Source organism: Pseudomonadota bacterium (assembly GCA_030860485.1).
In the GTDB taxonomy this organism is placed as follows: domain Bacteria; phylum Pseudomonadota; class Gammaproteobacteria; order JACCXJ01; family JACCXJ01; genus JACCXJ01.
The window spans coordinates 1-2,486 of the sequence record JALZID010000392.1; the positions used below are offsets into that span (position 1 = coordinate 1).

Here is a 2,486-nt window from a genome sequence, read left to right on the forward strand (position 1 = left end):
ACTCCCACTTTTCGAGCTGCGTCCGTTCAGCCGTTTCAACTCGATCGACAGCCTCGTGTTCGGCATGACCGTAAGCATAGCAATTGCCAGAGAATCTGTCAAGTTATTTAAGGGACACTCCACTAGCCCCTACCCGAGTATGAGTTCGATCAGCGGGAGAGCTGGTAGGCACCATTCCACTCCGAACCTTCCTGCCGGCCAACGTCACTGCTCTTTTGATGTATTGGTACCTCCATGGTAGAAATTGAAGAGGTTTCTCACACTGTCGAGGAAACCCGATGTTACAAGCAGAGTGAAATGAAGCTGCCGAACGCGAATCTGGCCATTATCGAGGAGGGTAAAGTGATCGACTACCTGCTCAACCAGAAGCATCGCTTCCGCGCGAGCAAGGCGCGGTTTTTTGCACGGTTCGGTTTCCCGCCCGAGAAGAGGGAGGATTCGGCCGCTGCACTGCGCAAGCACGGCCGGCAGAATAAAGTCACCAAGGTACGCGAAACTGGTCTTGGCTCGCGTTACGAAGTGGAGGGCGAGTTGACGACCCCGGATGGCCGACGTTCGCGAGTGCGAACGGTCTGGCAGGTGGACGATGGCGAGATTGCACCGCGTCTCATCACCGCGTATCCTCTGGAGGAAGTATGATTAAGGAGCACGATTGCGTTATACTGACTCAGGACGTGCCGGACGACGGGTTGGAGGCCGGCAACGTGAGCACGGTAGTTCACATTCACCACGATAGCGCGGCCTATGAAGTTGAATTCGTTACGGTTACCGGCCAGACTATAGCCGTGGCAACGGTGCTGCCAAACCAGTTGCGTCCCATAGGCCAGCGCGACATTCCCCACGCACGCGAGCTGGCTGTCAGATAACCAATAGTTACCGATGCCGAGAAGTTGCTTTGGCTACGACATAATCTGCTTGGCAGGTTGGTTTTCGCTTGCCGATGCCGTGCTTCACGCGAAAAGCACTCCTCCGCAATGACGAGAGGGGCTTGTTCAGCAACCTAGTAATGCGCGTGCGGGCTGGCCAGGCAGATGCCGCCTACTCGCTCGCGGAACAGCAGCTCGCCAGATGATTTCGCTTCGATGGTTGGGAGACGCTGGAGAGAAACGGCGCGTAGCGCTGGCAGCGGTCTTCGTGAGCTGATCGCGTACTCGACGGCATGGGGGCGAAGGCTTGACCGATGTGCTCAAACAGGTTGTCGGCCCTCATGGAGGGGACCGCGCAGCGCGGGGGGCGACTCGAAGCAAGCTGCTTCACTCAGGGTATCCAGCAACGCCGCGGGCTCTCTGAGGTGGCCTTCCGGCTTTGATCGCCGAGATCGCGGCGCGACCCGCGATCTCAACTACCGTGTGAACGTCTCGGCGGACCGGCATCCGCGTCTATAATCGCGACGGTATGACGACCGCCACCGATCCCTATGACCTCTACCCCGGACTGGACTTGCTGCAAGGCCAAAAACGAAACAATACCCCGCATGCGTTCTACCTGCGGGTGGAGCTCGGGCGGACGCAGTTCGCCTGGCAGCTCGGCAAGCGTTATGTGCAAGACGAGCCGCTCAAATGGGGCTGTGCCGCGCGTTGCGCGGTGGGTCAGGACACCGCGAGCCCGCAGGCCTACAAACCCCAGGGCACGACCTTGAAGACCGGCAAGCGCAGGCGGGAGGTGCCGTGATCTACGAGGCCGTGATCATTACCCGCAACGGCGATGGGTCCCTGCACATCGTCCCCATGGGTTACCGCGAGTCGGGCGAGGACGTGGTGCTCGCCCCGTTTCGCCCCTCGACGACCTTGGACAACCTGGCGCGCAGCCGCCAGGCCGTCATCAATCTGACCGACAACGTCGCGATCATCGCCGGGTGTCTGACCGGCCGTTTCGAGTGGCCGACCGTGCCGGCCGCCGTCGTGGATGCGGCGCGTCTCGCGGATACGCTCGCCCATCTCGAGGTCGAGGTGCGGCACGAGGAACCGGATGAAGAACGGCCGAGGTTCGTCTGCGCCGTGCGTCACCGGCAGCAGCACCGGCCGTTCCGGGGTTTCAATCGCGCCCAGGCGGCGGTGGTCGAAGCGGCCATCCTGGTGAGCCGTCTACATCTTCTGCCGGCCGAGAAGGTGGATCGAGAGATCGCATACCTCCAGACGGCGGTGGACAAGACCGCCGGTGAGCGCGAGCGCGAGGCCTGGGGATGGTTGATGGCGCGCATCACGATGCATCGTGAGCCGGCGGCGTGGGAAGCCCGAGACAAGTGATATATAAATGGGCAAGTTTCAGCGTTAGTTGAACACTTGTTTGACATCGACGTGACAAAGTTTCAGCGTTAATTGAACGCTCATGGCTTCCCCTGAAATGGTTTGTTGGGACGAAGGTAAGGTACCTCGCGAAGCAATGGCTGGAGATGGGGGTCGCGGCGGCGCATGGCGTAGAAGCGGATGCGCTGATGGGTGAAGTCCACCTCGCAGCGCACCAGGCGATGAACCCAGTGTTCAGCG

General features: G+C 60.4%; 4 protein-coding genes. All 4 read left to right on the forward strand.

Annotation, left to right across the window (positions count from 1 at the left end; all coding sequences use genetic code 11):
* The first annotated feature begins 234 nt into the window (after positions 1–234).
* Positions 235–639: a hypothetical protein gene (locus tag M3461_24085; GenBank protein MDQ3777214.1), complete on the forward strand. Its 405-nt coding sequence runs from the start codon at positions 235–237 to the stop codon at positions 637–639.
* Positions 636–866, forward strand: coding sequence for a DUF4926 domain-containing protein (locus tag M3461_24090; protein MDQ3777215.1), 231 nt, complete (start codon positions 636–638; stop codon positions 864–866). Before M3461_24085 ends, M3461_24090 begins: the two co-directional genes overlap by 4 nt.
* Positions 867–1,395: 529 nt before the next feature.
* Positions 1,396–1,671, forward strand: coding sequence for a hypothetical protein (locus tag M3461_24095; GenBank protein ID MDQ3777216.1), 276 nt, complete (start codon positions 1,396–1,398; stop codon positions 1,669–1,671).
* Complete coding sequence (locus tag M3461_24100) at positions 1,668–2,246, forward strand: DUF447 family protein (protein MDQ3777217.1); 579 nt, start codon at positions 1,668–1,670, stop codon at positions 2,244–2,246. The genes M3461_24095 and M3461_24100 overlap by 4 nt, the downstream gene beginning before the upstream one ends.
* Positions 2,247–2,486: the final 240 nt, after the last annotated feature.

What these genes read in the sequence shown, in the direction of transcription:
- M3461_24085 (MDQ3777214.1), top strand. Translation starts at nt 235, where the DNA reads ATGGTAGAAATTGAAGAGGTTTCTCACACTGTCGAGGAAACCCGATGT.
- M3461_24090 (MDQ3777215.1), top strand. Translation starts at nt 636, where the DNA reads ATGATTAAGGAGCACGATTGCGTTATACTGACTCAGGACGTGCCGGAC.
- M3461_24095 (MDQ3777216.1), top strand. Translation starts at nt 1,396, where the DNA reads ATGACGACCGCCACCGATCCCTATGACCTCTACCCCGGACTGGACTTG.